Genomic DNA, 22,740 nt, shown 5'->3' with positions numbered 1-22,740 from the left:
CCGGAGCGGGGGCTCGACGTGCCCCCCCCCCCCCAACCCGGCCACGACCACCGCGGGGCCCCCCTCTCCGCCCCCGGCACGGCGGCCCCCATCCCGGTTCCCCGGATCAGTTCGCCACGGCTGTGAATCCGCGCAGCCGCAGGCTGTTGCTCACCACGAAGACCGAGCTGAACGCCATCGCCGCGCCGGCGATCATCGGGTTCAGCAGCCCGGCCGCCGCGAGCGGCAACGCGGCGACGTTGTAGGCGAAGGCCCAGAACAGGTTTCCCTTGATCGTGCGCAGGGTCCGCCGCGACAGCCGGATCGCGTCGGCCGCGGTCCGAAGATCACCCCGCACCAGGGTCAGGTCCGCGGCCTCGATCGCGACATCGGTGCCGGTCCCCATCGCGAGGCCGAGATCGGCCCTGGCGAGCGCGGCCGCGTCGTTCACCCCGTCCCCGACCATGGCCACGACCTTGCCCTCGGTCTGAAGCCGCTTGACGACGTCCACTTTGTCCTGGGGCAGGACCTCCGCGATCACCTGCTCGATCCCGACTTCGCCTGCCACCGCACGGGCGACGGCTTCGTTGTCGCCCGTCAGCAGCACCGGGGTGAGCCCGAGACCGCGCAGCCGCCGGATCGCCTCGGCCGAGGTCGGCTTCACCGTGTCGGCGACGACCAGCACCGCGCGGGCGCGTCCGTCCCAGCCGACGGCGACCGCGGTCCGGCCCAGTTTCTCCGCCGCGGCCTTCGACGCGGCGAGGTCCTCCGGCAAATGCTGGCTCCACCGCTCCAGCAACGCCGTCCGGCCGACCAGGACCGCCGCGCCTTCGACGATTCCTTGTACCCCAAGGCCTTCGACGTTCGTGAAGCCCTCGACAGCCGGCAGGTCGCCGACCTTGTCCCGCGCGCCACGGGCGATCGCCTGGGCGATCGGGTGCTCCGAGGCGTTCTCCAGCGCACCGGCCAGCCGCAGCACCTCCGCCGGTTCGACACCGTCCGCGACGTGAACGTCCACAAGGGACATCTGCCCGGTGGTCACGGTGCCGGTCTTGTCCAGCACCACGGTGTCCACGCGGCGGGTCGATTCGAGCACCTCGGGTCCCTTGATCAGGATCCCCAGCTGCGCGCCACGGCCGGTCCCGACCAGCAACGCCGTCGGCGTGGCCAGCCCCAGCGCGCAGGGGCAGGCGATGATCAGCACCGCGACCGCGGCGGTGAAGGCCGCCGACGCCGTACCGCCCGCGCCGAGCCAGAAGGCGAGCGTGCCGACCGCGAGAGCGATGACGATCGGCACGAACACCGCCGACACCCGGTCCGCCAGCCGCTGTACCTGGGCCTTGCCGGTCTGCGCGTCTTCGACGAGCTTCGCCATCTGCGCCAGTTGCGTATCGGAACCGACCCGGGTCGCCCGGACGACGAGCCTGCCGCCCGCGTTCACGGTCGCGCCCACCACAGTGTCACCGGGCGCGACTTCGACCGGGACGCTCTCGCCGGTGAGCATGCTGGCGTCGACCGCGGAGCTGCCGTCCTCGATCACGCCGTCGGTGGCGATCTTCTCCCCTGGCCGCACCACGAACCGGTCCCCCACCGCCAGCCGGCCGACCGGGATCCGTTGTTCCGTCCCGTCCCGCAGCACCGCGACGTCCTTGGCGCCCAGTTCCAGCAGCGCCCGCAGCGCGGCACCGGCACGGCGCTTCGAGCGAGCCTCGAAGTAGCGGCCGGCGAGGATGAACGTCGTGACCCCGGCCGCGACCTCGAGGTAGATGTTGCCGTCACCGGACATCCGCTCGATCGTCAGCGCGAACGCGTGCGTCATCCCCGGCGTGCCCGCGCTGCCGAACAGAAGCGCGTACACCGACCACAGGCCCGCCGCGAGTGTCCCGATCGAAATCAATGTGTCCATTGTGGCCGCACCGTGGCGCAGATTCGCCCACGCGGCACGGTGAAACGGCAGCGCGCCCCACACCAGCACCGGCGCCGCCAGTGTCAGCGAGATCCACTGCCAATAGGTGAACTGCAGCGCGGGAATCATCGCGAGCAGGATCACCGGGACCGACAGCACCGCCGACACGATCAGCCGCTGCCGCAGCGACCGCGTCGGGTCCTCCTCCTCGGCTGGTCCGGCGTCGGCGGTCTCGGCCTTGGGGGCGGGCAGCGTGGCGCTGTAGCCCGCCGCCTCGACCTGCTCGACCAGCTGCCGCGGCTCGACGTCGCCGGAGTAGACGACTTTGGCCTTCTCGGTGGCGTAGTTGACCGTCGCGGTGACGCCGTCGAGCTTGTTGAGTTTGCGTTCGATGCGCGTCGCGCAGGAGGCGCACGTCATCCCGGTGATCGCGAGCTCGACCTCGCCGGTCACGGGCTGGGCGTGTTCGACTTCAGTGCTCATGACCCATCCCTTCCCCTGCCGCGGCGGGTGCGCCGGCAACCGATGTCGTGGCGACGGTGAATTCGGCGGTGCGGACCTGCCCTGCGTGCTGGAAGTCCAGGAACAGCCGGTAGGTGCCGTTCGACGGGACCTCCGCGAAGAAGGTCACTCCGGGACCCGCCGGGGTCCTGCCGTCACCGGGCTCGCCGTCCGGGTGGACGTGCAGGTAGGCGAGGTCGCCGCCGCGCAGCGCGACGAGATGCCCGTAGGCGCCGAGGTAGGGCTGCAGGTCGGTGACGTCACGGCCGTCCTTGGTCACGGTCGCCGTCAGGCGCGACGAGCGCCCTGGGACGAGGTCACCGTCGAGCCGCACCCGGTAACCGTCCACAGTGGCCACTCGCGACGGCTGGTACGTGACCGGCCGGAAATCCCCCGGTGCGACCAGGTCGACGCCGAGCGTGGTCGCCGCGGCGCCGGCCGGTTTGAAGTCGGCGAACGCGCGGTAACTGCCCGCCTCCGGCACGGCCAGCGGAACCGTCCAGGTCCCGTCGGCGCCGAGTTCCGGGTGGATGTGCCGGAAGCCGGCGGTGTCACGGCGGACGACGACGAGGTGCATCCGCTTCTCGTGCTCGACGTCGAACGCCGTCACGGGTGCGCCGTCGGGGCCGGTGATACGGAAGGTGAAGGGAGCGTTCGTTCCCGGGGTGAGCGTCGTGCTGGTGGGCGTGAGGGTGTAGCCGCCCCTGGACGACGCCAGCCCGCCGGGCTGGCCGGTGTTCGCGGCCTCCGCGACGGTGCCGCTGTGGGCGTCCCCGTGCGCGGTGTCCTCGCCACCACGCACCCCGGCCTTGCCGGGGAAGGGACCGACAGCGGTACCTGCCGCCCAGCCGCCACCGGCGACCAGGGCGAGAGCCACACCGTAGGCGGAGAGCTTCGCTGCTGTGTTCATGTCCGTGTCCTCGCAGCGGGCGCGTGGCCCGCGGGTGAGGAGCTGCCGCGTGTCAGGCGGTCAGCTCGTATCCGGCCTCTTCGACGGCGCCGCGCACGTCCGCGACGTCGAGTTCCCTGGCGCTGCTGACGGTCACCTTCCCGGTCGGCAGGTCCACCACGACGCCGGTGACGCCGTCGATCTCGCCGATTTCCTCGGTGACCGAGCGCACGCAGTGCTCGCAGGTCATGCCGGTCACGGTGTAGGTGGTGTCGCTCATCGGTGTTCCCCTTGTCTTCACTGGCGTTCAGGACCGGACGAGCCGGGCGATCGCCTCGCTCGCCGACACCGCTATTCATACCCTAGGGGGGTAACGTAGTCAACGCACGGCGGCCCCACACGACGGAGATCCGCGACCGTCCAGGTACGACCGCGGAAAACCTGAATGCCGTGACCGAAAACACCAGTGCGGCAGCCTCGGGCACCCGGCAGCCGCACTAGCCCAGGAGGAGATACCCGGTATAGGTATGTAAACGAGGAGCATGAATGCCACGACTCACCCAGCTCACGATGACCGAAGCACCCGAGAAGTCACGAGCACGTGGCGACCGTATCGGTGCCGCGGATCCCCAGTGCGATGATGAAAGGGTGCAACGGTGTCCCGGCTGCGGAGCTCCTGCTCTGCCGATCCCCTGCGACGAACTGTTCGAGCGATTACTGGCGCTCGATCATTCCCGGCAGGCGCCATGGGGACCGCTGCACGGCGTCGCGGTGGCATGCTTTCTGCTCCAGCATCCGTCCCGCGAACCCGTCTCGGCCAGGCCGGTGCGGTGGGCGCTCCTGCATGCCTTCCTCCGGGGCGGGCAGGCCGAGGTGGCGGCCCTGACCCAGCGTGCCCGCCGGCTCAACTCGCACCGCTCGGGCGGGCAGTCCCCGCGCGTCGACGCCTTTCCCGGCGCCCCGGCGTTTCCGGACAGCGAGCCGCCCACGACGTTCGGCACCACGATCGCCGACGTCGCCGGGGACGGCGATTTCCCCGCCGAACACTATGCGGACTCGGTGCGCACCTGGGCGGCGGACACGATCGAAGCCTGGCAGGCCCGGCCCGGCGACCAGGGCTGAGGCGACCTCTCCTCCGAGCAGCCACGAGCCGCACAGCGGGCGTCGAGCCCGCGCGTCAGAGCTCCAGCACGAACTCCGCCCCGCACGCGGCGGGGCACGGCGTCGGCGTGCCACACTTCAGGCAATGGCCCTCGCTCGACCGGTGCTGCGCGAGCGTCGCCACCGCACGCTCGCGGTAGCGGTTCAGTTCGGCGTCCCAATCGACTTCGAAAACCCCGCGCGCGGGAACCCCAGTAGTCATTCTCATCACGACCTTAAGCGTGCTCCGGCCAGAGTGCCCGGCGGAACCGGGCGCTTCCTGATTCCGTTGTGCTGTGCCGCGGCGCACGTAATGTTTGCTACGTCACACCCTACGCCGTTCCGCCCCGGGCAACCGGGATTTCGGTAATCCGGGACACGCCGGCTGCCCGATCGGTACCCACGGCGAGCACCCGGGCGGTCACGCGCGGCGACTGGCCGGGTGCGGAACGGAATCGGCCGGACCCTCGGGATCGCGTCCGGAGTGGCTGCTACTCCGTGGGCTGGGTGAGGGTGCCGCTGACGTAGCGCACGTCGCCCATGCGCAGGTCGTCGCCCTCGAGAGACGAAAGATCGTTGGCGGCGAACAGGTCCCGGACGCTGATCGTGGTCAGCGTCCAGCCGCGGCCTGCCAGGTACGGCGCCGCTTCGGTGCGTTCGCCGAAATAACGCAGCCGCGCGTGGTCGAGAGCGAAACCGTGCGCGCTCCACTGTTCGGAGATGCGGTGCAGGCCTTCCTTCGTCCTGTCGTCGTCGCCTGGTTCCGGGTTGGGCCGGTTCTCGGTGGCCACCCGGCTGCCCGGCGCGCTGAGTTCGGTGATGGTGTCCAGCAGCCGGTCCTGCGCTTCGGGCGGCAGGTAGCCCAGCAGCCCTTCGGCGCTCCACGCGGTCGGCAGGCCGGGGTCGAATCCGGCGCCGCGCAGTGCGGCAGGCCAGTCGTCACGCAGATCGACGGCGGCCACACGCCGGTCGGCCACGGGCACGGCGCCCAGCGCGGCCAGTGTGCGGGTCTTGAAGTCGACGACCCGCGGCTGGTCGGCCTCGTACACCACGGTCCCGGACGGCCACGGCAGCCGGTACGCGCGGGAATCCAGTCCCGCGGCCAGGATCACCGCCTGCGTGATGCCCGCGTTCGCCGCCTCGAGGAAGAACTCGTCGTAGAACTTGGTGCGCACCTTGGCCCCGTCGATCGCCACCTGCCCGACCAGGTCGCCGGGGGCCGCTTCGCCCGCCGCCAGCCGCGTGAGCAGGTCGACGCCGACCGCGCGGACGAGCGGTTCGGCGAACGGGTCCTCGATGAGCGGACGCTCCTCGCGGGTCGCCATCGCACGGGCCACCGCCGCCAGAGTGGCCGTCGCCCCGACACTGGACGCCAGGTCCCAGGTGTCCCCGTCACGCCTGGCGGAAGTCATGTGCTGCCCTGCCCTTCTCCGGAATCAGATCGCGGTTGCCGACGCACGCCCCTGCGGCAGCCGACCGTAACGGACGCTCGCGGCCGGCTGGCTAAAGTGAGAGCGGTGACCGCTCGTTTGCCTCAGGACCTGCGTTCCGACGCCCGCGACAACCGCGACCGCATCCTCGGCGCGGCCCGCGCGATGTTCGGCACCGATGGCCTGGACGTGCCGATCCGGGAGATCGCCCGGCGCGCCGAGGTCGGGCCCGCGACCGTCTACCGCCACTTCCCGGCCAAGGAGACACTGGCCGCCGAGACCTTCACTCGCCAGGCGCTCGCCTGGCAGTCCACTATGGACGAAGGGCTCGCCGATCCCGATCCCTGGCACGGCTTCCGCGTCGCGGTCGGGAAGCTCTGCGAGCTGCAAGCCCGCGACCACGGCTTCATCGCGGCCTTCAAATCCACCTTCCCGCGCGCGGTGGACTTCGCCGCGATCCGCGCGTCCTCACTGACCTCCGCGGCCGGACTGCTCCGCCGCGTCAAGGAGACCGGACGTCTGCGCCCCGACGTCGGCACCGGCGACCTGATCCTGATGATCATGGCCAACGACGGCATCCACGCGAGCACACCGGCAGCACGCATCGCGGCCTCCCGGCGCTTCGCCGCACTCATGATCCGGGCGTTCCAGGCCTCCCCCGGAACAGACGAGCCAGATCTTCTTCGGTAGCAACCGAAACGTCGTTCGACCGGTCGGCGGGTGACAGTTCCCCTGGCCGCGCGAACACTACGTGGATGCAGCGATGTCCAGAATCCACCTCCGCGGAACGACCGGGGCGAGTATCTCGAAACCCCTTGTCCTATAACACTTCCCGCACGCGAATGCTGGTATGCGTCCTCACCTCGGCGGCCTGCCTCCTCACCGGCGTCACGACCGCGGGCGCGGTCACGCGAGCCGCGCCGGCCTGGGAGACGACCCCGCTTCCCGCCGCGAACATCCACGTCAAGGCGATACAGGCATTCGGGCCATCCGACGCCTGGGCCGCCGGAACCCACTGGATCAGGCTCGTGCCGCCCTGGGTCACCGAACAGGTGGTGCTGCGCTGGGACGGGCGGGCATGGCAAGCCATCGGCTTGGGCCGTGCCGGTGACATCGTCGCCCTCGCGGGAACCTCGAGCGAAAACCTGTGGGCGGTCGCGTCCGAAACCACCGGCGCCACGGTCCACCACTGGAACGGCTCGGCGTGGTCCACGCCCCCGCCTCCCACCGACCCGGAAGGCCGGATCAGCCTCAGCACCGCCGCCGCGGCCGGTACCGGCATCTGGGTGGGCGGCAACATCCAGCGCCCACCCTCGATCCAGGCCGTGGTGCTGCGCTGGACGGGAACGGCATGGACGCGGGAGCAGCTCCCGCTGCCCGGCGAGTCGTCCTGGCTCACCGGCATGTCCGCGCGAGCCCCGGACGATGTCTGGGCCGTCGGCCGGACCCGCCCCACAGCCGAGGCGAAATACGACGCCTACGTCCTGCACTTCGACGGCAGCCGGTGGTCGCGCGTCCCCACCCCGGGCCAGGCGCACGATGTCGTCACCGACACGGTGAAAGCCGTTTCGGCGAACGAAGTCTGGGTCGCCGGTGCCATCGGCGACAACAACGGGCCCGGCAGCGAACGCCCCTTCCAGGCGTTCGCCATGCGGTGGAACGGCCAGGACTGGACCGTCACCCCCACACCGTCCACACCGGACGCGGCCCGCCTCGCCGGCCTCGCCACCGACGGCTCCACGCTGTGGGCCGGCGGCACCACCCGCACCTCGGTACTGCGGTTCACCGGGCAGGACTGGGTGGACGGCCCGCAGCCGATGCCCGGCCACCCCCAGGTGCTCGCACTGGCCGGCATCCCCGGCGGAGGCCTGTGGGCGATCGGCGACGGACACGACGCCGTTCCCGGCACCCCCTGGACCATGTCCTTCATCGCACGATCGTCAACCCCCGAGATTCGGGGATATCCGGAGCGCCCCTGACGGGCCAAGGTCGTGGCTGTGAACGAACGCGGGAACACAGCCGTCCTGTCTTCCTCAGCGGAGAGCGGAACCGTGGAGCTGACCACGGTCCTCACCGAGTCCAAAGTGCTTCGCACCCGCTTGCGGGACGCGGGCTTCACGATCGTGGCCGAGCCCGGCGACCGGCCGGACGTGGTCGCGACCGACTTCCGCGAGCGCGCCGCCGTGCGGTCCGGTGCTCCCGTGCTGGCCTGGGTGGACACCGGGTCGCTCCCGGCCGCGATCCGCTCGGGGGCACGAGGATTCCTCCAGGGGGAGGTTTCCACCGGCACCGTGCGGCGCGCGGTGCTCACGGTCGCCGCCGGCGGGGTGTTCTTCGGGCCGGACCTGCTCACCACGGCGGTCGGCGGGACCTGGTGCGGGCTGACCGGGCGGGAAAGGGAAATCCTGCGTTTGCTCGCGGCGGGCCGATCGACCGCGGATCTGGCCCGGCATCTCGTGCTGGCACCGAAAACCGTCCGCAACCACCTCACCAGGATCGGCGGTAAGCTCGGTCAGCGCGGCCATGCCGAGCTTGCCGCCTTCGCCGCGGTGCTGGAGAAGGGGGCGGAATCATGAACACGGTCCAAGGTGAGTGCGACGACCGGTTCGTCACCGTGTCGGAAACACTGGCGGGGTTGCTGGAAACGAAGGATCTCGGTGCCTCGGTGGCGGTCTCCCTCGACGGTGAACTCGTCGTGGACCTCTGGGGCGGCTACGCCGACGCGGCGCGTACCCGGGCTTGGGAGTGCGACACCCTCGTCAACGTGTGGTCCACCAGCAAGACGCTGACCAGTCTGTGTGCGCTGGTCCTCGCCGACCGCGGGGAGATCGATCCGTACGCCCCGGTCGCGAAGTACTGGCCCGAGTTCGCCGCGGGCGGGAAGGACGGCGTCGAGGTCCGCCACCTGCTCTCCCACACCGCGGGCGTCCCCGGCTGGGACACACCCATCACGCTCGAAGACCTCTACGACTGGGACACCTGCACCGGCCTGCTGGCGGCGCAGGCTCCCTGGTGGCAGCCCGGTACCTCCTCGGGGTATCACGCCGTCACCCAGGGCTACCTCGTCGGTGAGGTCGTCCGGCGGGTCACCGGGCAGTCCCTGGGCACGTTTCTCCGGGAGCAGGTCACCGAACCCCTCGGCACCGATTTCCACATCGGACTTCCCGCCACCGAAGACGATCGGGTCGCCGAACTGGTCATCACCGGGACGCTCGGCGCTCCCCCGGCCACCGACGGCGGAGACCCGGAGATCCAGAAGCGGGTCAGCACCAATCCGCCGGCGGGCGGGCTGCTCGCGGCGACCAGGACCCGGGCATGGCGGGCGGCGGAGTCCCCGTCGATCAACGGGCACGGCAACGCGCGTTCGGTCGCTCTCACCCTGTCCGTCCTCGCCTGCGGCGGCTCGGCAGGCGGCACACGTCTGCTGTCCGAGCAGGGCTGCGCGACGGTCTTCGAAGAGCAGTCCGACGGTGTCGACAAGGTGCTCGGCGTTCCCGTCCGGTTCGGAATGGGCTACGGTCTCGCCGACTCGCACACCCCGATCCTGCCGAATCCACGCACCTGTTTCTGGGGCGGTGCGGGCGGGTCGCTCGCCGTCGTCGACTTCGACGCCCGGATGGTCGTCACCTACGTCATGAACCGCATGGTGAGTGACGGCACCAGCGGCACCCTCGGGGACGCCCGTGCGCAAAGCATCGTGACTGCCGTGTACCAGGCGCTGGCACGCTGAGCCCGTTCCGCGCGTGACGTGCGGCCCCTAGGCGTTCAGCACGGCGAGCAACTCAGCCCGGCCCGCGACGCCGAACTTGCGGTGGACGGCCTTGAGGTGATCGTGCACCGTGTGCACCGACATCTCCAGGCGGCGCGCGACCTGTTTGGCCGCCGCCCCGTCCAGGAGGCACCCGATCACCTGCCGCTCCCGGGCGGTGATCCCGTACCAGCCGCCGAGCGAGCCCAGCAACTGCCGGGGTGGCACCGCCCGTACCAGCACGGTCACCGAGCCGTCCGGGGCCAGCAGCTGTCCTTCCGCCGAAATCCACCGGCCGAACCGCACCGCGGGCCCGTGCATCACCGGCGGCGCGGCCGCGGACTGCCGTGTCTGGGTGGCCAGGCCGGTGATCAGCGCGTCCACCCAGCTGGCCGGATGGTGTTCGCGCAGCCGCTCCGCCCACCACGAAGCAGCCGACGTGGCGCCGACGATCTTGCCCGCCGGATCCACGACGAACACGCCCGGTGCCGGCTCCGGCGCGACCGGCCGCACCGGGCCACTGAGCACGTGCCTCCGCACCGTCGCGATCAACTCGGGTGTCCGCTCCAGCACCCGCGTGGCATCGGCCCGGTCGAAGGTCCGGCCGCCCGCCGAACGCAGCAAAGCCAGCGATCCCCAGACGCCGTGTGCGTCCCGCAGCAGTACCCGCAGCTCGCTGCCGACGCCGTGGGCGTCGAACAACCGGCGCATCTCCCGGTCGCGCCGTCCGCCGCCGACACCCACCAGGCCCGCCGGAACCGGCCGCCGCGCCAGTTCCGCCGGCAGGCACGGGTCGTGGCCGGAGTGGTGAAGCCGCATGAACTGGTTCCCGAACTCGGCCTCGAAGTTGTGCCAGAAACTGAACACGGTGTGCCCGGCACCGGCCGGGCTGGTCCCCACCAACCGCAGCGCGTCGTGCGCCACCACCCGGCCGACGGCCAGCGACACCGCCTCGGCCAGCTCCCGCGGATCCGATGATTCCCCCGCCAACGCGGGCAAAGCACGCACACTCTCCCCAACGCCCATCCACCCACCATCGCGCCTGCCCGCGATCACCACAACCGAATTCACCGGACCGGTCATGACCGGCTCAGGTCGCCGAAGAGCGCGAGCGCCAGGTATACCGCCTCCTCCCGGGTGTCGGGGCCGGCGAGCGCGAGCTGGGTGATCAGCGGGATCGCCGCCTCGGTCAGCAACTGCGCCTCGGCTTCGGCGAGACCGGGGTCGCGGTCGCAAGCCACGGCGACCCACAGATCGCGCACCCGGGCATACCGCCGGGCCAGGCCTGCCCGTTCCGATTCGGGGACGGCGAAACCCTCCCTGGCGGTGACCGTGATCAGGTCCACATCGGAGAACGCGACGTCCACATAGGACCGGACGAGGCGCTCGAGTGCGTCGGCGGGGCCGGCAGCCGCGGCGACCGCGTTCTCCGCGCCGACACTCACCCGTGCGCTCGCGCGGTCGTAGGCGTCGACGAGGATCGCGGTCTTGTCCTGGTAGTAGCGGTAAAGGCCGGAACCGGCGAGCCCGGCGACCTTGGCGACGTCGTCCACACCCGCACTGTGGAACCCGCGCTCGCGGAACAACGCCAGCGCCGCGACCAGGATTTCCTCGCGCTTGCCCCGTGGCGGCCGCCAGCCCGGCACCGGCACTTCGGGCACGGACGCCGTCGCGGGGCAGCACATCACGCGCAGCATGGCCTCGGTGAGCATCTCGTCGAGCCGCGGCCGGCCGACCGGCCGCGGCGGCCGCATCACCGCGGCGACCGCGGACAGCACCGCCCGCGCCCGCACCGCGACCCGGCCGGCACCGACGTCCGGCGCGGCACGCAGCACGGTACGTTCCCAGAACGCGAGCAACCGCCGCTCCTTCGCGCGCAGCCGTTCGTCCCGGATCCGCTGCCGCTCGCGCGCATACGCCCTCAGCGATCCCGGCCTGTCCAGCGCGAACGCGACCGCGCCGCCCACGAGCTCGCGCAGCGACGCGGCGGGCTCGCCCGTCCGCGGCAACCGCCCGGTCAGTGCGAGCGAACGGTCCGCGGCGTCGTGGAGCACCGCCGTGAGGATCGCTTCCTTGCCTGCGAAATGCCGGTACAGAGCACCGGGCGTGACCCCCACGGCGGCAGCGATGTCCTCGACCCCCGCCCCACCGAAACCACGCTCCGCGAAGAGCTCGGTCGCCGACTCGATCACGGCGTCCCGCCGATTAACCACCACAGAACAGATTTTCACTCCCTGCGTGTTCGCCTGTCAACCAGAGAGAACGTTCGTGGACACCTTGAGAACGATCATTTACTTTGGCGGCATGCGCAGACGCACTCTCGGACTCTTCCGGCTCGCCGTGGCGGCACTGGCCGCCGCGGCGCTCGGCACGCTGGCCTGGCACGCGGGCCACACTCCCGGCCGCGGGCTGCCGAACTACTTCAGCTACCTGACCATCCAGAGCAACCTGCTCGGCGTCGTCGTGTTCGGCACCGGCGGGATCGCCGCGCTCACGGGCCGCCGGGGAATGCCCGATCACCTACGCGGCGCGACCGTGCTGTACCTGATCCTCGTCGGGGCCGGCTACTGGTCGCTGGTCCGGAACGAACCGCTCTCCATCCCGTGGGCGAATCTCGTCGTGCACGGCGCCATTCCCCTCGCGGCGGTCGCCGACTGGCTGATCGCACCGCCCCGCGAGCACCTCACCGCCCGCGGGACCGCCCGCTGGCTGATCTTCCCGATCGTCTACCTCGGTTACACCTTCATCCGGGGCCCGATCGTGCACTGGTATCCCTACTCCGTCATCAGCCCGCTGAAGCACGGCACACCGGCCATCCTCGTCACCATCGCCGGCGTCGCCGTCGCGCTACCCGTCCTGGCAACGATCGTGGCGTGGGCAGGGAATGCCCGCCTTTCCCGCCACCGCGGGCATCAGCGCGCGGTGTAGCCGCCATCGATGGTGAGGATGCTGCCGCTGGCCCACGACGCGTCACCGGAGGCAAGGAACACCGTGGCCTTGGCGACGTCCTCGGCGTGGCCGAGGTCCGGCCATGGCGTCGCGCTGTGCAGGGCCTGGTTCAGTTCCGGTGCGTCGAGGAGCGGGCGGAGCATCGCGGTGTGCAGGAATCCGGGGCACACGGCGTTGACATTGATCCGCTCGGCGGAGAAGTCGGCGGCGAGCTGCCGGGTCAGGTTCACCACGGCACCCTTGGCGGTGCTGTACGCGGGCGCCATGGGCAGTCCGGCCAGTCCGCCGATCGAGGCGATGTTGACGATCCGGCCGCGGGTGCCGTCGACGACGTCCTGCCTGCGCATCCGGGTGATCGCGGCCTTGCAGCCGAGCCACACGCTCTTGCAGTCGACGAGCATGACGCGGTCGAACTCTTCTTCGGTCTCGTCGACGATCGTGTGCGGGGCGGGCAGGATGCCCGCGTTGTTCACCATGACGTCGAGCCGTCCGAACGCCTGGACCGCACGGTCGACGACGGCCTGGATATCGGCGGCTTTGCTCGCGTCGGCGTCGAGATACTCGGCCGTCCCGCCGTCGGCCCGGATCGCGTCGTCGGTGTCCTGGTCGGCATCGGCCTCGTAGCCGCCGTCCCGAGTGGACTTGCGAATGTCGGAGCAGACGACGTTGGCGCCCTCGGCGGCCAGCGCCAGTGCGATGGCGCGGCCGTTGCCGGAGCTCGAGCCGGTGACGGCGGCGGTCTTGCCTTTCAGGCGAGCCATGGTGCTTCCTTTTCCGTGTGGACGGGATCTTCGTGGTGGTAGCCCAAATTAGTCACCTCCACCGCTCGCGGCCATGTGCGGGATTGCGGACCGTCGACCAGTAGTTGCGGCATGCGAACGGCCGGGCGGCGGATCAAGCCAGTCGCGGGCGAAGTTCCGTCGCGAGGTGGTCGATCGCCAGCCGCGCCCGGCGCGGTAGTGCCCGCGCGGAGGCGTACACGGCATAGATGTGGGCGTCCGGAGTGGGCACGTCCGGCAGCACCTGCACCAGTTCGCCGGTACGCAGCAGCGGAGCGACGTGCCACAGCGACCGCATCACCAGGCCGTGCCCGTCGGCGCACCATCGGGTGGCGATCTCGCCGTCATTGCTGATCATGGCGCCGGGCACCTTGATCGCGGCCTCCTCGGCGCCGGTACCGAACCGCCAGATCGCGTAGTCCGAGTCGTTCTCCCGGATCACGATGCAGTCGTGGTCCGGGAGGTCGTGCACCGAACGCGGCGGATCCCGGCGTCGCAGATAATCCGGCGACGCGCACACCACCCGCCGATTCGGGTGCAGCAACCGCGCGTGCAGCGCGGAATCCCGTTGCCTGCCCACCCGGACAGCGAAGTCGTATGGGGTACCGGCGACATGCAGCGGCAAGGGGGACAGTTCCAGGTCGATCTCGATGTCCGGGTGGAGTTTCCGGAATCCGCCCAGCAATGGGGCGATGTGCGCGCGCCCCAGCCCGATGGTCGAGTGCACCGCGACCCGGCCGCGCACCCCGTGGCGGCGCTCGCCGACCTCCTCTTCCAGATCGGTGATCATCGGCAGCAGGCGAGCCGCGCCCGCGGCGTAGCGCTCTCCTTCGCCGGTGAGATCGAGCCGGCGGGTACTGCGGGTCACCAGCTGCACGCCGAGCCGCCGCTCCAGCCGCGCCAGCCGTTTGCTCACCGCGGACGGCGACACACCCCAGCGCCGCGCCGCCTGCGTCAGGGTCTGCGAGCGGGCCACACCGTCGAAGAACTGGAGATCGTCCAGCTCCGGCAGATCCACGGCACTCATTCCTTTCGTCTGACGCAATAGTGTTGTGTTAAATCGGCTGTTTCTCGGCCATTTTGTTCTTCCTACGATACGACCATGACGACCACCTACCGTGTTGCGGTGATCCCCGGCGACGGCATCGGGCAGGAAGTCGTGCCCGAAGGCGTGCGGGTGCTGACCGCGGCGGCCGAGCTCCACGGGTTCGAGCTGGACCTGGCCGAGTTCGAGTTCGCCAGCGCCGAGTACTACCTCCGGCACGGCACGATGCTGCCGGAGGACTGGTTCGACCGGCTGCGGGAATTCGACGCCCTGTTCTTCGGCGCCGTCGGCTGGCCGGAGGTGGTTCCCGACCACATTTCGTTGTGGGGCAGCCTGCTGCAGTTCCGGCGCCGGTTCGACCAGTACGTTTCGCTGCGCCCGGTCAAGCTGCTGCCCGGCGTCACCAGCCCGCTCGCCGGCCGTCTGCCGGGCGACGTGGACTTCTTCGTGGTCCGCGAGAACACCGAGGGCGAGTACTCCAGTATCGGCGGCAAGATCTTCGAGGGCACCGACCGGGAGACGGTGGTGCAGGAAACGGTCATGACCCGCACCGGCGTCGATCGCGTCCTGAAGTACGCCTTCGAGCTGGCCCGCACCCGGCCGCGCCGCCGCCTGACCTCGGCGACGAAAAGCAATGGCATCTCGATTTCCATGCCCTACTGGGACGAGCGCGTCCAGCTCATGGCCGCCCGGTACCCCGACGTCGAAGTGGACAAGTACCACATCGACATCCTCACCGCGAACTTCGTGCTGCATCCGGACTGGTTCGACGTCGTGGTGGCCAGCAACCTGTTCGGCGACATCCTGTCCGACCTCGGCCCCGCCTGCACCGGCACGATCGGGGTGGCCCCCAGCGCCAGCATCAACCCGGAGCGGACCTTCCCCAGCCTGTTCGAACCGGTGCACGGCTCGGCCCCGGACATCGCGGGCAAGGGAATCGCCAATCCCATCGGCCAGATCTGGTGCGCCGCGATGATGCTCGATCACCTCGGCGAGCACGCCGCCGGCGCGGCCGTGCTGCGCGCGATCGAGGACGTGCTGGCGCGCGGCGGCGCGCCGATCACCCCGGACCTGGGCGGGGACGGCACGACCGTCGCGCTCGGCACCGCGATCGCCGACGCGCTGCGCGAACGATGAGCGCGTCCGCGGCCACAACCGGGAGCCCGGACCCGAGAACCCGGAATCCTTTCAAGCTCAAGGTAGGGGGTGTCCCGCTCGCCGTCCCGGTCGTCCTGGTGGCGCTCGTGCTCGTCGCCGGAGCGCTGGACCGCATACCGCGGGACATGATCGGCGGCCTCGCGGTCATCACCGGCTTCGGGATGCTGCTGGGACCGCTGGGAAACCGGCTGCCGGTCATCGCGAAAATCGGCGGCGGCGCGCTGCTGTGCCTGCTGGTGCCCTCGGTCCTGGTCTACTTCGGAGTGTTCGGCGAGAACATCCTGAGTGCGACGGCGGCGGTGATGAAGGAGGCGAACTTCCTCTATTTCGTCATCTCGTCGCTGGTGGTCGGCAGCATCCTGGGGATGCGCCGGGTAACCATGCTCAAGGCGCTGGTGAAGATCTTCCCGCCACTGCTCGCCGGGACCGCGGTGGCGATCGGCGCCGGACTGGGCGTCGCGCTGCTGTTCGGTTACTCGCCGCACCAGGCGTTCTTCTACCTCGTGGTGCCGATCCTCGGCGGCGGCATCGGCGAGGGCGTCGTCCCGCTGTCCGCGGCCTATGCGCACGCGCTGGGCGGCGAGGCGGCCGGCTTCGTCGCCCGGCTCATCCCCGCCGCGGTGATCGGCAACATCGCCGCCATCATCGTGGCCGGGCTGCTGCGCCGTCTCGGCGACCGGCGGCCCCACCTCGACGGCGGCGGGCAACTGGTCAAACACCGGAAGGCCACCCCCGCCGCGGACCACGAACCGGATGTCCCTCCCGAGGCGCCGAACTACGCGGCCGGTGTCCTGGTGATCTGCGCTCTCTACGTCTGCGGCTGTCTCGCCGCACCATGGCTGCACCTGCCCGCGCCGGTCCTGGTGATCGTGTTCTCGGTGCTCTGCAAGCTGCTCGACATCTTCCCGGACAGTGCCGTCCATGGCGCCCGCGCCTGCTACGGCATCGTCTCCGGTCATTTCATCGCGCCGGTCATGGTCGGTCTCGGGATGCTGTACGTACCGCTGAACAGCGTGTTCGACGCCATCTCGGCGGGATTCGTGATCACCTGCGTCGTGGTGGTCCTGGCGATGGCCACCACGGGGTTCTTCGTCGGCAAGTGGTTGCGCCTCTACCCGATCGACGCCGCGCTCGTCACGATCTGCCACAGCGGCCTCGGCGGCACCGGCGACGTGGCCATCCTGTCCGCTTCGGACCGGATGGTGCTCATGCCCTTCGCGCAGATCTCCACCCGCATCGGCGGCGTCGGCACCGTGATCAGCGCGGCCCTGCTCATCCAGGCATTCCGGTAGCCGCCCGGTGTGTCGCTAGGCTTCGCGCCCGAGATGACTAGGGTGTCGGCGTGGCGAACATATCCCGTTGGTCGGATGAGAACGGTGGCTTGGACTTCGGGCTGCTCGCGCTGCGGCTGATGCTGGCGGTCGCGATGGGAGCGCACGGGCTGACCCAGGTGTTCGGGCTGTTCGGCGGGCCGGACATGGCGCACTTCGGGACGCTGCTGCAGGGCTACGGATTCAGTCACAACATCGAGTTCCTCACCTGGCTCACGGGGATCACCGAGGTCGCCGGCGGGCTGCTGCTGGTGCTGGGCCTGTTCACCCCACTGGCCGCCGCCGGGCTGCTGGGTGTGGGCATCAGCGCGGTGCGCGTGAAGTGGTCGGGCGGGCTCTTCGGCAGCACCGGTCCCGGGTTCGAACTGGAGCTGACGCTGGCGGTGATGGCGTTCGCGCTGCTGCTGACCGGTCCCGGCTGGTACGCGCTGGACCGCCACACGGCGTGGCGGCAGAAGCCGCTGGGCTTCGCGGTGGGCGGGCTAGTCATTTCCGTCTGCGCGGCCGTCGCGGTCGGTTCGCTGTTCTAGCCCGTACCGGGACCTTCAGCTTCTTTCGCCGGTGTCGATCCGCTGGGTACCGATGACGGCGAGCAGGTCGAGGGCGTCGGCGCTCTCGGTGCCGAGCGCCGGGGTGAACCAGAGCAGGCGCTGGCGGCCGTCCTCGCTGAACAGGTTGAGGCAGTTGACCTCGAGCAGGCCGAGCACCGGGTGGTCGAGGCGTTTGCGGTCGTCCCTGCGGAAGGCGACGTCGTGCTCGGCCCAGAGCCCGGCGAACTCGGGCGAGCGCCGCAGCAGTTCGTCGATCATCGCACTTGCCTCGGTGTCCTTGGCGTCGCGGCGGGCCGCGGCGGCCCGCAGGTCGGCGGCGAAGGCGCGGGACTGCGTCCGGTGGTCCTCCTCCGGATACAGGCGCCGGGCTTCGGGGTCGGTGAACCAGCGGTAGACGAAGCTGGCCTGCTTGCCTCGGTAGCCGGACTGGTCGCCGAGGAGTGCGACGGCGAGCGGGTTCTGGACGAGGGTCACGTGCAGGTCGGTGATGACCTGCGCCGGTGTCGACGTCAGCCGGGTGAGCAGGTCCATCATGCCGGGATGGACGTGGGAAGTGGCCCCGGTCGGTGCCGGCACGGGGCGATCGGCGAGATGGAAGAGGTGGTCGCGCTCGTCGTGGGTGAGCCGCAGGGCGCGGGCGAGCGCGGCGAGCATCTGTTCCGAGGGCTGCGAGCCGGCACCGCGCTCGAGCTCGTTGTAGTAGTCGACCGAAGCGCCGGCCAGCTGGGCGACCTCCTCGCGGCGCAGCCCGGCGACCCGCCGTCGTGGCCCGGCCGCCAGGCCGACGTCCCCGGGACGGATGCGCTCGCGCCGTGAGCGCAGGAAGGCACCCAGCTCGGCGTACTTCGCGGAAGTCATGACTCCAGTGTGCGTCCGATCGGGCCGCGGGACACAGGGGATGTCATCCCCTGGCTCCCCGCGACGGAGGCGCGCATCGTGGTCGGCATGATCACTACCGAAACCACTCCCGCGGCCCGGCGGGCCGCCATCGTGACCGGAGGCTCCCGCGGCATCGGCCGCGCCGTGGCCGAGAAGCTCGCCGCCGACGGGCTGGCCGTGGCCGTCAACTACGCCGGCAACACCGCGGCCGCGGAGGAGACGGTCGCCGCGATCACCGCGGCGGGCGGCACGGCGATCGCGGTCAAGGCCGACGTCGCCGACGAGCACGCGGTGGCCGCGCTCTTCGATCGCGCCGAGGCCGAGTTCGGCGGCGTCGACGTCGTCGTGAACTCCGCCGGGCGGCTGGCGCTCTCCCCGATCGCGGACCTCGACCTCGGCGTGCTGGACGCGGTGCACCGCACCAACATCCGCGGCACCTTCGTCGTGGCCCAGCAGGCGGCCCGGCGCCTGCGCCCCGGCGGTTCCTTCGTCGGGTTCTCCACCACGATCGTCGGCACGCAGTTCCCCACCTACGGCGCCTACGCCGCCAGCAAGGCCGCGGTCGAGGGCCTCACCCTGATCCTGGCCCGCGAGCTGCGCGGGCGCGACGTCACGGTCAACACCGTCGCCCCCGGCCCGACCGCCACCGAGCTGTTCCTGGACGGCAAAACCCCGGAGCAGGTCGACGCGCTCGCCAAAACTCCGCCGCTGGAACGCCTCGGCACTCCCGGCGACATCGCGAACGTCGTCGCCTTCCTCGCCAGTCCCGCCGGTCATTGGGTCAACGGGCAGACGTTGCGCGCGAACGGCGGCATGGCCTGACAGTCAGGGTAGCCGGGCCCCGGCCCGCGCCAGGGGCGGCTTCCTCCACTGTGGACAGTGCTCGGTCAGCCGGTGGTCTTCCGCGCCACCCCGCCGTAGAGCTGCACATTGGCGTTCGGATCGTCGGACATGTCGCCCCGCCCGCCCGGCCGCCACAGCGCGCAGCCGACCAGGCCCGGCTCGATCATCGCGAAGTCCCCGAACATCGCCTCGACCTCGTGGTAGCCGCGCGTGGTCGCCTGGTCGTTCCCCCTCGCCCGGTTGAACGTGCCGACCGCGCTGTTGATCCGGTCGCTGTCCTCGGCACTGACCAGATGCGAGATCGCCAGGTAGCTGCCGGCCGGGATACGGCGCCGGTACCGCGCGAGCAGCGCCTGTGGATCACTTTCGTCGGGGATCCAGTGCAGCAGCGCCACCATCAGCAGGCCGATCGGCTCGTCCATGCGCAGCAGCCTGCGCGCCTGCGGACTGTCGAAGATCCCGTCCGGGTCGGTGAAATCCGCGTGCACGATGGCGGCGTTTTCGTTGTCACGCAACAATATCTCGCTGTGGGCGACGGCGATCGGGTCACGGTCGACATAGACCACCCTGGACCGCGGGTCGATCTCCTCGGCGACCTGGTGCACGTTGCCCACGGTCGGGATGCCCGAGCCGATATCGAGGAACTGCCGGACGCCCAGGTCCATCAGCGCGCGGACGACCCGGCCGAGGAACGCGCGGTTGACCCTGGCGACGTCCCGGATACCGGGCATGATCTTCTCCGCCATCGCCGCGGCGTCCCGGTCGGCCTGGAAATTGTGCGCGCCCCCCAGCAGATAGTCGTAGGTCCGGGAACCACTCGGCGTCGTCGTGTCGATTCCGGGGGGAACCCAGTCCTGGTCCTGACGTGGCGTCGTCACCGCGCACCTCTCTCGTCTCGGATCGGAAAGCCTACTCACTCCCCCGCACCCTTGACTGGTCCATCGGTGTGACGGCGCATCAGCCGATGGGGTGCTGTTGTCATGCACCGTTCGGCGCCTAAGGTGGCAAACCTCCTTTCAGAAGCGGAGGAGAGGGAAATGAACGTCCCGGTCGCGCCGGACCGCTGGATTCTTCTGGGGCACACCCCGTCGATGTTGCGCCATCGCGCCGGGTTCACTTCTTCCCTACGCGCGCACGGCGATGTCGTGCGGATCTTCCTCGGCCCGCTGGAAACCTATTTCCTGACCAACCCCGAGCTGGTGAATCGCGTACTCGTCACCGAAGGGACCAGCTTCTCGAAAGGCATTGTCTTCGACCGTTTCCGGCCGTTCATGGGAAACGGTCTCGTCATGTCGGAGGGCGCCTTCCACCTGCGGCAGCGCAGACTGGTGCAACCCGCTTTCCACCGCACCCGGCTCGCCGGATACGCCGGCACGATGGTGCGGGCCACCGCGGAACTGACCGGCACCTGGCGCGCGGGCGAGGTCCGCCGGTTCGACACCGACATGCAACGGCTGGCCATCACCGTCGTCGGGGAAACGCTCTTCAGCACCGAACTGGGACGGCGTGCCATCGCGGAGGCACGCCGGTCGATCCCGGTGGTACTCAAGGAAGGGATGATCCGGGCGCTCTCACCGAGATTCCTCGAACACGTCCCGATCGTCCCCGCCAACCGGCGCTTCGACCGGGCCGTCGAGCGGCTACGGGGGATCGTGCGGGAAGTCATCACCGCCTGGCGTGCCACGGGAGAGGATCATGGTGACCTGCTGTCCATGCTGATGCTGGCCAGGGACGAGGACACCGGCGAGGCCATGACCGATAGCCAGGTCTACGACGAGGTCATCACCCTGCTCACCGCGGGCAGCGAAACCAGCGCCGTCGCACTGGCGTGGTTCTTCCACGAGCTGGCGCGGAACCCGGCCGTCGAGCGGCGGGCACGGGCCGAAGTGGACCGGGTGCTGGCCGGACGCGCGGCGACGTTCGCCGACGTCGCGAAGCTCGAGTACCTCCGCCGGATCGTCGACGAGGTCCTGCGGATGTACCCGATCTGGATTCTCATGCGACGGGCGCTGAAAGACGTCGAACTCGGCGGAGTACGGTTGCCTGCGGGCACGGAGGTCATGTTCAGCCCGTATTCGTTGCACTTCGACCCGAGGTTCCATGAAGACCCGGAGCGATTCGATCCCGATCGCTGGCTGCCCGAGCGGGCCGCGCGCATTCCGAGGGGCGCGTACGTCCCGTTCGGCGCGGGCGGTCGGCAGTGCATCGGGAAAGCCTTTGCCCACACCGAAATCACGCTTGTCGCCGCCACCATCCTGGCCGGCTGGGACGTGGTCCCGGTACCGGGCGTGCCGGTGCGCACCACGGTCACCTCGGCCGCTTATCCCACCCGGATGCCGATGACGGTGACACCGCGGCGGGCGCGTTGACCGACATCGAAAACCGAAAACACTAGTTCATTTCGGAGGTAAATTTCCGTGGACGAATCCCGCAGGGGGACGAAACGTGCCTCGAACCGTCGCCGGCGTGCGGTCGCTCTCACGGTGGTGGCACTCGGGTTCCTGCTGGTGCCGGCGCCCGCCAGGGCCGACGGCGCGAGCTGTCAGGAGCTGTACTTCCCGGTGACGCTCGTGACGCTCCCGCAGACGATGCACGGCACACTGTGCGTCCCGCCCGGCGGTGCGAACACGGTGCAGGTGCTCATTCCCGGTGGCACGTACAACAGTTCGTACTGGGACATCGGGTACCAGCCGGAAATCCGGTCCTACCGCCTGGCGATGAACAACGCCGGTTACGCCACCCTCGCCCTCGACCGGCTCGGCACCGCGCGCAGCACCACGCCGCCGAGCGCGCTGCTGACGACGATCACCGAAGCGGCCGTGGTGCACCAGGTGATCCAGGCCGTCCGGTCCGGTGCGCAGGGGCCGGGCTTCGGCAAGGTGATCCTGGGCGGGCACTCGTTCGGCTCCGGCACCGCCAGCATCGAAGCGGCCACCTTCCACGACGTCGACGCCGTACTCGTCACGGGCCTGGCACACCGGCTGAACCTCGCGGGCACGACCGCGGTCTTCGCCGCCACCTACCCGGCTGCGCTCGATCCCCGGTTCTCCGGTGGTGGCTACGACGTCGGCTACCTGACCACACAGCCGGATACGCGGTACTCGATCTTCCACACGCCGGGACCGAGGGTGGACGGCGCGGTCGCCTTCGACGAGGCGACGAGGGACACCTCGGCGTACGAACAGGCCGCGGATCTCTTCCCCATCGGCATCATCGCCCCCTACTCGCTGCTGATCGACAAGCCGGTCATGATCGCGCTCGGCCAGGACACGGTCTTCTGTGGACTGCTGGCCACCGACTGCTCGTCGGCCGACGGGATCAGGAACTCCGAAGCGCCGTACTACAGCTCCGGCGCGGATCTGACCGCCTATGCGCTGCAGGGCTACGGGCACGCGATCAACTACGCGCCCAACGCGCCCGACTACTTCCAGGCCGTCATAGCGTGGGCCGACCGCACGGTCGGCCACTGATCGGCCGTCGCGCGAGTTTCCCTCCCCTCGAAGAACTTCGACTGTCAGGATTCCTTGACACCCGGGCCCGGGGCAAAGAAAACAGACACCCAGAGAGCCGCCTAGCCCCCAACCCCCCCACAGGGCCCCGGGGTGACGCACA

General features: G+C 70.2%; 23 protein-coding genes. 12 read left to right on the top strand and 11 right to left on the bottom strand.

Features of this window, described 5'->3' with window-relative positions:
• Positions 1 to 106 precede the first annotated feature (106 nt).
• The 3 genes from ACFWX1_RS09045 to ACFWX1_RS09035 are packed head-to-tail and all read right to left on the bottom strand — an operon-like array spanning position 107 to position 3,555.
• The gene (locus tag ACFWX1_RS09045; protein ID WP_378385436.1) at positions 107 to 2,368 is read right to left on the bottom strand and encodes a heavy metal translocating P-type ATPase; all 2,262 of its coding nucleotides are present in this window, start codon (positions 2,366 to 2,368) and stop codon (positions 107 to 109) included.
• Positions 2,358 to 3,296 (bottom strand): hypothetical protein, encoded by a 939-nt coding sequence (locus tag ACFWX1_RS09040; protein ID WP_378385435.1) that lies wholly within the window; start codon positions 3,294 to 3,296, stop codon positions 2,358 to 2,360. The genes ACFWX1_RS09045 and ACFWX1_RS09040 overlap by 11 nt, the downstream gene beginning before the upstream one ends.
• A gap of 52 nt (positions 3,297 to 3,348) precedes the next feature.
• On the bottom strand, positions 3,349 to 3,555 hold the full coding sequence (locus ACFWX1_RS09035) for a heavy-metal-associated domain-containing protein (RefSeq protein ID WP_378385433.1): 207 nt from the start codon (positions 3,553 to 3,555) through the stop codon (positions 3,349 to 3,351).
• Positions 3,556 to 3,821: 266 nt separating this feature from the next.
• Here ACFWX1_RS09035 and ACFWX1_RS09030 point away from each other — a divergent pair, with 266 nt between their 5' ends.
• The gene (locus tag ACFWX1_RS09030) at positions 3,822 to 4,397 is read left to right on the top strand and encodes a DUF5946 family protein (RefSeq protein ID WP_378385431.1); all 576 of its coding nucleotides are present in this window, start codon (positions 3,822 to 3,824) and stop codon (positions 4,395 to 4,397) included.
• A gap of 55 nt (positions 4,398 to 4,452) precedes the next feature.
• Here ACFWX1_RS09030 and ACFWX1_RS09025 read toward each other — a convergent pair whose 3' ends face one another.
• Together ACFWX1_RS09025 and ACFWX1_RS09020 are read right to left on the bottom strand one after the other, a co-directional pair.
• Positions 4,453 to 4,638: a hypothetical protein gene (locus tag ACFWX1_RS09025; RefSeq protein ID WP_378385430.1), complete on the bottom strand. Its 186-nt coding sequence runs from the start codon at positions 4,636 to 4,638 to the stop codon at positions 4,453 to 4,455.
• A 268-nt stretch (positions 4,639 to 4,906) separates the two neighbouring features.
• Positions 4,907 to 5,827, bottom strand: coding sequence for an SAM-dependent methyltransferase (locus tag ACFWX1_RS09020; RefSeq protein ID WP_378385428.1), 921 nt, complete (start codon positions 5,825 to 5,827; stop codon positions 4,907 to 4,909).
• Between the two features lie 105 nt (positions 5,828 to 5,932).
• On the opposite strand from ACFWX1_RS09020, the gene ACFWX1_RS09015 reads away from it, so the two are divergent.
• The 4 genes from ACFWX1_RS09015 to ACFWX1_RS09000 all read left to right on the top strand — a co-directional run bounded on the left by ACFWX1_RS09015 (position 5,933) and on the right by ACFWX1_RS09000 (position 9,575).
• On the top strand, positions 5,933 to 6,535 hold the full coding sequence (locus ACFWX1_RS09015) for a TetR/AcrR family transcriptional regulator (protein ID WP_378385426.1): 603 nt from the start codon (positions 5,933 to 5,935) through the stop codon (positions 6,533 to 6,535).
• Between the two features lie 152 nt (positions 6,536 to 6,687).
• A complete protein-coding gene (locus tag ACFWX1_RS09010; protein WP_378385425.1) occupies positions 6,688 to 7,824 on the top strand; it encodes a hypothetical protein in 1,137 nt (378 codons plus the stop codon).
• Between the two features lie 72 nt (positions 7,825 to 7,896).
• Positions 7,897 to 8,421, top strand: coding sequence for a response regulator transcription factor (locus ACFWX1_RS09005; RefSeq protein WP_378385424.1), 525 nt, complete (start codon positions 7,897 to 7,899; stop codon positions 8,419 to 8,421).
• Positions 8,418 to 9,575, top strand: coding sequence for a serine hydrolase domain-containing protein (locus tag ACFWX1_RS09000; protein WP_378385423.1), 1,158 nt, complete (start codon positions 8,418 to 8,420; stop codon positions 9,573 to 9,575). The genes ACFWX1_RS09005 and ACFWX1_RS09000 overlap by 4 nt, the downstream gene beginning before the upstream one ends.
• 27 nt (positions 9,576 to 9,602) lie before the next feature.
• Here the strand turns inward: ACFWX1_RS09000 and ACFWX1_RS08995 are convergent, their stop codons facing one another.
• Both ACFWX1_RS08995 and ACFWX1_RS08990 read right to left on the bottom strand, forming a co-directional pair.
• Positions 9,603 to 10,619 carry a helix-turn-helix transcriptional regulator gene (locus ACFWX1_RS08995; protein ID WP_378385421.1) on the bottom strand — a complete coding sequence of 339 codons (1,017 nt, stop codon included), beginning with the start codon at positions 10,617 to 10,619 and terminating at the stop codon, positions 9,603 to 9,605.
• Positions 10,620 to 10,672: 53 nt separating this feature from the next.
• Positions 10,673 to 11,809, bottom strand: a complete 1,137-nt coding sequence (locus tag ACFWX1_RS08990) for a TetR/AcrR family transcriptional regulator (protein WP_378385420.1) — start codon at positions 11,807 to 11,809, stop codon at positions 10,673 to 10,675.
• Positions 11,810 to 11,897: 88 nt separating this feature from the next.
• On the opposite strand from ACFWX1_RS08990, the gene ACFWX1_RS08985 reads away from it, so the two are divergent.
• Positions 11,898 to 12,521: a Pr6Pr family membrane protein gene (locus tag ACFWX1_RS08985; protein WP_378385418.1), complete on the top strand. Its 624-nt coding sequence runs from the start codon at positions 11,898 to 11,900 to the stop codon at positions 12,519 to 12,521.
• On the opposite strand, the gene ACFWX1_RS08980 is transcribed toward ACFWX1_RS08985, so the two are convergent.
• A complete protein-coding gene (locus ACFWX1_RS08980; protein ID WP_378385416.1) occupies positions 12,506 to 13,303 on the bottom strand; it encodes an SDR family NAD(P)-dependent oxidoreductase in 798 nt (265 codons plus the stop codon). The two genes, ACFWX1_RS08985 and ACFWX1_RS08980, sit on opposite strands and share 16 nt — an antisense overlap.
• Before the next feature lie 133 nt (positions 13,304 to 13,436).
• Positions 13,437 to 14,339 (bottom strand): LysR family transcriptional regulator, encoded by a 903-nt coding sequence (locus ACFWX1_RS08975; protein WP_378385415.1) that lies wholly within the window; start codon positions 14,337 to 14,339, stop codon positions 13,437 to 13,439.
• Between the two features lie 84 nt (positions 14,340 to 14,423).
• Between ACFWX1_RS08975 and ACFWX1_RS08970 the strand changes: the two genes are divergently transcribed.
• The 3 genes from ACFWX1_RS08970 to ACFWX1_RS08960 are packed head-to-tail and all read left to right on the top strand — an operon-like array spanning position 14,424 to position 17,385.
• Entirely contained in the window at positions 14,424 to 15,503 is a 1,080-nt protein-coding gene (locus ACFWX1_RS08970) for a tartrate dehydrogenase (protein WP_378385413.1), read from the top strand.
• The gene (locus tag ACFWX1_RS08965; RefSeq protein WP_378385411.1) at positions 15,500 to 16,816 is read left to right on the top strand and encodes a 2-hydroxycarboxylate transporter family protein; all 1,317 of its coding nucleotides are present in this window, start codon (positions 15,500 to 15,502) and stop codon (positions 16,814 to 16,816) included. Before ACFWX1_RS08970 ends, ACFWX1_RS08965 begins: the two co-directional genes overlap by 4 nt.
• Before the next feature lie 50 nt (positions 16,817 to 16,866).
• Entirely contained in the window at positions 16,867 to 17,385 is a 519-nt protein-coding gene (locus ACFWX1_RS08960) for a DoxX family protein (protein ID WP_378385409.1), read from the top strand.
• A gap of 15 nt (positions 17,386 to 17,400) precedes the next feature.
• Here ACFWX1_RS08960 and ACFWX1_RS08955 read toward each other — a convergent pair whose 3' ends face one another.
• Positions 17,401 to 18,264, bottom strand: a complete 864-nt coding sequence (locus ACFWX1_RS08955; RefSeq protein WP_378385408.1) for a helix-turn-helix transcriptional regulator — start codon at positions 18,262 to 18,264, stop codon at positions 17,401 to 17,403.
• 87 nt (positions 18,265 to 18,351) lie between these two features.
• On the opposite strand from ACFWX1_RS08955, the gene ACFWX1_RS08950 reads away from it, so the two are divergent.
• The gene (locus ACFWX1_RS08950) at positions 18,352 to 19,107 is read left to right on the top strand and encodes an SDR family oxidoreductase (protein WP_378385406.1); all 756 of its coding nucleotides are present in this window, start codon (positions 18,352 to 18,354) and stop codon (positions 19,105 to 19,107) included.
• A 65-nt stretch (positions 19,108 to 19,172) separates the two neighbouring features.
• On the opposite strand, the gene ACFWX1_RS08945 is transcribed toward ACFWX1_RS08950, so the two are convergent.
• Entirely contained in the window at positions 19,173 to 20,006 is an 834-nt protein-coding gene (locus ACFWX1_RS08945; protein WP_378385404.1) for an SAM-dependent methyltransferase, read from the bottom strand.
• Between the two features lie 159 nt (positions 20,007 to 20,165).
• Between ACFWX1_RS08945 and ACFWX1_RS08940 the strand changes: the two genes are divergently transcribed.
• Both ACFWX1_RS08940 and ACFWX1_RS08935 read left to right on the top strand, forming a co-directional pair.
• The gene (locus tag ACFWX1_RS08940; protein ID WP_378385402.1) at positions 20,166 to 21,497 is read left to right on the top strand and encodes a cytochrome P450; all 1,332 of its coding nucleotides are present in this window, start codon (positions 20,166 to 20,168) and stop codon (positions 21,495 to 21,497) included.
• A gap of 117 nt (positions 21,498 to 21,614) precedes the next feature.
• Complete coding sequence (locus ACFWX1_RS08935) at positions 21,615 to 22,598, top strand: alpha/beta hydrolase (RefSeq protein ID WP_378385400.1); 984 nt, start codon at positions 21,615 to 21,617, stop codon at positions 22,596 to 22,598.
• Positions 22,599 to 22,740 lie beyond the last annotated feature (142 nt).

The organism is Amycolatopsis sp. NPDC059021, from assembly GCF_042739895.1.
Lineage (GTDB): Bacteria > Actinomycetota > Actinomycetes > Mycobacteriales > Pseudonocardiaceae > Amycolatopsis.
The sequence above is the reverse complement of the archived record's forward strand: the minus strand, read 5'-3'. Positions and strand labels throughout refer to the sequence as shown.

What these genes read in the sequence shown, in the direction of transcription:
- ACFWX1_RS09045 (WP_378385436.1), bottom strand. Translation starts at nt 2,368, where the DNA reads ATGAGCACTGAAGTCGAACACGCCCAGCCCGTGACCGGCGAGGTCGAG.
- ACFWX1_RS09040 (WP_378385435.1), bottom strand. Translation starts at nt 3,296, where the DNA reads ATGAACACAGCAGCGAAGCTCTCCGCCTACGGTGTGGCTCTCGCCCTG.
- ACFWX1_RS09035 (WP_378385433.1), bottom strand. Translation starts at nt 3,555, where the DNA reads ATGAGCGACACCACCTACACCGTGACCGGCATGACCTGCGAGCACTGC.
- ACFWX1_RS09030 (WP_378385431.1), top strand. Translation starts at nt 3,822, where the DNA reads ATGCCACGACTCACCCAGCTCACGATGACCGAAGCACCCGAGAAGTCA.
- ACFWX1_RS09025 (WP_378385430.1), bottom strand. Translation starts at nt 4,638, where the DNA reads ATGACTACTGGGGTTCCCGCGCGCGGGGTTTTCGAAGTCGATTGGGAC.
- ACFWX1_RS09020 (WP_378385428.1), bottom strand. Translation starts at nt 5,827, where the DNA reads ATGACTTCCGCCAGGCGTGACGGGGACACCTGGGACCTGGCGTCCAGT.
- ACFWX1_RS09010 (WP_378385425.1), top strand. Translation starts at nt 6,688, where the DNA reads ATGCTGGTATGCGTCCTCACCTCGGCGGCCTGCCTCCTCACCGGCGTC.
- ACFWX1_RS09000 (WP_378385423.1), top strand. Translation starts at nt 8,418, where the DNA reads ATGAACACGGTCCAAGGTGAGTGCGACGACCGGTTCGTCACCGTGTCG.
- ACFWX1_RS08995 (WP_378385421.1), bottom strand. Translation starts at nt 10,619, where the DNA reads ATGGGCGTTGGGGAGAGTGTGCGTGCTTTGCCCGCGTTGGCGGGGGAA.
- ACFWX1_RS08985 (WP_378385418.1), top strand. Translation starts at nt 11,898, where the DNA reads ATGCGCAGACGCACTCTCGGACTCTTCCGGCTCGCCGTGGCGGCACTG.
- ACFWX1_RS08980 (WP_378385416.1), bottom strand. Translation starts at nt 13,303, where the DNA reads ATGGCTCGCCTGAAAGGCAAGACCGCCGCCGTCACCGGCTCGAGCTCC.
- ACFWX1_RS08970 (WP_378385413.1), top strand. Translation starts at nt 14,424, where the DNA reads ATGACGACCACCTACCGTGTTGCGGTGATCCCCGGCGACGGCATCGGG.
- ACFWX1_RS08965 (WP_378385411.1), top strand. Translation starts at nt 15,500, where the DNA reads ATGAGCGCGTCCGCGGCCACAACCGGGAGCCCGGACCCGAGAACCCGG.
- ACFWX1_RS08955 (WP_378385408.1), bottom strand. Translation starts at nt 18,264, where the DNA reads ATGACTTCCGCGAAGTACGCCGAGCTGGGTGCCTTCCTGCGCTCACGG.
- ACFWX1_RS08950 (WP_378385406.1), top strand. Translation starts at nt 18,352, where the DNA reads ATGATCACTACCGAAACCACTCCCGCGGCCCGGCGGGCCGCCATCGTG.
- ACFWX1_RS08940 (WP_378385402.1), top strand. Translation starts at nt 20,166, where the DNA reads ATGAACGTCCCGGTCGCGCCGGACCGCTGGATTCTTCTGGGGCACACC.